Below are 3,369 nucleotides of genomic sequence, written 5' to 3' on the forward strand. Positions count from 1 at the left end.
GCGCTGGCCGGCTGGGCGGGCTCCGCCGCCGGGGCCGAGCAGGCGCTCGCGGCCGCCGGGATCGACCACAAGCTGCGCGGCGAGATGCTGACCGTGGAGCAGTTCGCCGCGATCGCCGAGCACAAGCCCGCTGTCGGCGAGCCCGCTGCCGACAAGCCCGCCGCCGAGCAGAAGCCCGCCGCCGAGTAGAAGCCTGTCGGCGAGCAGAAGCCCGCCGCCGCCGAGTAGAAGCCTGCCAAGGACACTTTGTGATCACCGTACGGGTACCGGCCAAGGTCAACGTCCAGCTGGGGGTCGGCGGGCTGCGCGCCGACGGCTTCCACGACCTGTCCAACGTCTTCTTCGCCGTCGCCCTCGGCGACGAGGTCACCGCCTCCGCCGGGCAGGGCGTGACGCTGAGCTGCTCCGGCCCGGACGCGGCCGTCGTCCCACTGGACGAGAGCAACCTCGCGGCCCGCGCCGCCCGCCTGCTCGCCGCCCACCACGGCATCGCCGACCCGGGCGTCCACCTGCACATCGCCAAGGCCATCCCGGTGGCCGGCGGCATGGCCGGCGGCAGCGCCGACGGCGCGGCGGCGCTGGTCGCCTGCGACGCGCTCTGGCAGCTGGACACCCCGCTCCCGGTGCTGCTGGAACTCGCCGCCGAACTCGGCTCCGACGTGCCGTTCGCCCTGCTCGGCGGCGTCGCACTCGGCCGCGGCCGGGGCGAGATCCTGGAACCGCTGGCCGCCGAGGGCACCTTCCACTGGGTCTTCGCGGTCGCCGAGGGCGGACTGTCCACCCCCGCGGTGTTCCGCGAGTGCGACCGGCTCCGCGAGGAAGCCGGAACCGGCTCCAGCGACACCGACGTCCCCACCCCGGACGCCGACCCGGCACTGCTCGCCGCCCTCGCCGAAGGCGACGCCGTCGCACTGGCCGCCGCACTCGCCAACGACCTCCAGCCCGCCGCGCTCTCCCTGCGCCCCGCGCTCGCCGCCACCCTGCGGGCCGGCACCGAGGCGGGCGCGCTCGGAGCCCTCGTCTCCGGCTCCGGTCCCACCTGCGCCTTCCTGGTCAAGGACGCCGAGGCCGCCGCCGCGGTGGCCGGGGCCCTGCGGGCCTCCGGCACCTGCCGGACCGCCCACGCCACCCACGGGCCGGTGCCGGGGGCGTCCGTGACGGAGGCGTCCACCGAGGGCTGACGCGGTGAACGGGCCCTCGGCGGGCCCATTAGGCTGGGGAGATCGGGGTGTCCCGACAGGGGCACCCGGCCGCCGAGCGGCGGGCCGCCCCGCGACCGCCGAACCCAGGAGCGCAGCACACGTGGCCGTCAACCTCGCCACCATCGAGTCCGTCACGAAGGTCTACGGCACCCGCGCCCTGCTGGACGCCGTCAGCCTGGGCGTCAGCGAGGGCGACCGGATCGGCGTCGTCGGCCGCAACGGCGACGGCAAGACCACCCTGATCCGGATGCTCGCCAAGCTGGAAGAACCCGACGGCGGCCGGATCACCCACTCCGGCGGGCTGCAGATGGCCGTCCTCACCCAGCACGACTCGCTGGACCCCGAGGCCACCATCCGGCACGAGGTGATCGCCGACCGGGCCGACCACGAGTGGCTCGGCGACGCCCGCATCCGCGACATCATCGAAGGCCTGTTCGGCGGCCTCGACCTGCCCGGGTTCGCCGACGGCCTGGACACCGTCATCGGCCCGCTCTCCGGTGGCGAGCGCCGCCGGATCGCCCTCGCCAAGCTGCTGCTCGGCTCGCCCGACCTGATCGTCCTCGACGAGCCCACCAACCACCTCGATGTCGAGGGCATCAACTGGCTCGCCGAACACCTCCAGAAGCGCCGCTCCGCGCTCGTCTGCGTCACCCACGACCGCTGGTTCCTCGACCAGGTCTGCACCCGGATGTGGGACGTCCAGCACGGCGAGGTGCACGAGTACGAGGGCGGCTACTCCGACTACGTCTTCGCCCGCGCCGAGCGCTCCCGGATCGAAGCCGTCGAGGAGCAGAAGCGCCAGAACATGGCCCGCAAGGAGCTGGCCTGGCTGCGCCGCGGCGCCCCCGCCCGCACCTCCAAGCCGCGCTACCGGATCGAGGCCGCCAACGCCCTGATCGAGGACGTGCCGGACCCGCGCGACAAGTCCGAACTGATGAAGTTCGCCAACGCGCGGCTCGGGAAGACCGTCTTCGACCTGGAGGGCGTGACCGTCAAGGCCGGCCCCAAGCTGCTGCTGGAGAACGTCACCTGGCAGCTCGGCCCCGGCGACCGGATCGGCCTGCTCGGCGTCAACGGCGCCGGCAAGACCTCGCTGCTGCGTGCGCTGCGCGACGCCTACGCCAGCGAGGGCGACGTCCAGCCGGCGTCCGGCGTCATCAAGGTCGGCAAGACCGTGCGGCTCGCCTACCTGTCGCAGGAGGTCGCCGAGCTGGACCCGGCCACCCGGGTGCTCCAGGCCGTCGAGCAGGTCCGCTCGCGGGTCGACCTCGGCAAGGGCCGCGAGATGAGCGCCGGCCAGCTGTGCGAGCAGTTCGGCTTCGGCAAGGACAAGCAGTGGACGCCGGTCGGCGACCTCTCCGGTGGCGAGCGGCGCCGCCTCCAGCTGCTGCGGCTGCTGATGGACGAGCCCAACGTGCTGTTCCTGGACGAGCCCACCAACGACCTCGACATCGAGACGCTCAACCAGCTGGAGGACCTCCTCGACGGCTGGCCCGGCTCGATGATCGTCATCAGCCACGACCGCTTCTTCATCGAGCGCACCACGGACACCGTCCAGGCGCTGCTCGGCGACAAGAAGATGCGGATGCTGCCCAACGGCGTGGACGAGTACCTGGAGCGCCGGGCCCGGATGGCCGCCGCCGCGGCGCCCGCCGCCGCACCGGCGGCCCCGGCCGAGGCCACCGCCACCGCCGCCGGGCTCTCCGGCGGGGACCTGCGGGCGGCGAAGAAGGAGATGCAGAAGCTGGAGCGGCAGATCGCCAAGCTGGACGAGAAGGAGTCCAAGCTGCACACCCAACTCGCCGAGCACGCCGCGGACTTCTCCAAGGTCGCGGAGCTGGACGCGCAGCTGCGCGCGGTCCGGGAGGAGAAGGAGGAGCTGGAGATGAGCTGGCTGGAGCTGGCCGAGCAGGTCTGATCCGCTGCTCTCTGCTCTCTGCTTTCTGTTCTCTGCTTTCTGTTCTCTGTTCTCCGCTTTTGGCTCCCGGGCGGATCACCCGTCGGATCGGTGGCGGAGGAGCGCTTCGAGCTCCTCCGCCGCACGGCCCAGCGCGCTGCGCGTCGGGTCGTGCGGGGCGGCCGGTCGGGGCCGCCGGGAACGCACAGCGCCATCAGACGGTCGTCGGGGCTGACGGAGGCATCGGGGTACGGGTAGTTCAGCACGCGG

Annotated in this window: 2 protein-coding genes and 1 pseudogene; all 3 read left to right on the plus strand. The window is 73.1% G+C overall.

The features are described from left to right. Positions 1–189 (plus strand): annotated as a pseudogene (locus AB0E96_RS39800) (16S rRNA (adenine(1518)-N(6)/adenine(1519)-N(6))-dimethyltransferase); the annotation flags it as partial. Between the two features lie 59 nt (positions 190–248). Next, complete coding sequence (locus tag AB0E96_RS39805) at positions 249–1,181, plus strand: 4-(cytidine 5'-diphospho)-2-C-methyl-D-erythritol kinase (RefSeq protein WP_359831556.1); 933 nt, start codon at positions 249–251, stop codon at positions 1,179–1,181. A gap of 121 nt (positions 1,182–1,302) precedes the next feature. Then, on the plus strand, positions 1,303–3,120 hold the full coding sequence (locus AB0E96_RS39810) for an ABC-F family ATP-binding cassette domain-containing protein (protein WP_359831558.1): 1,818 nt from the start codon (positions 1,303–1,305) through the stop codon (positions 3,118–3,120). Positions 3,121–3,369: the final 249 nt, after the last annotated feature.

Origin of the sequence: Kitasatospora sp. NPDC036755 (assembly GCF_040636595.1) — a bacterium.
In the GTDB taxonomy this organism is placed as follows: Bacteria; Actinomycetota; Actinomycetes; order Streptomycetales; family Streptomycetaceae; genus Kitasatospora.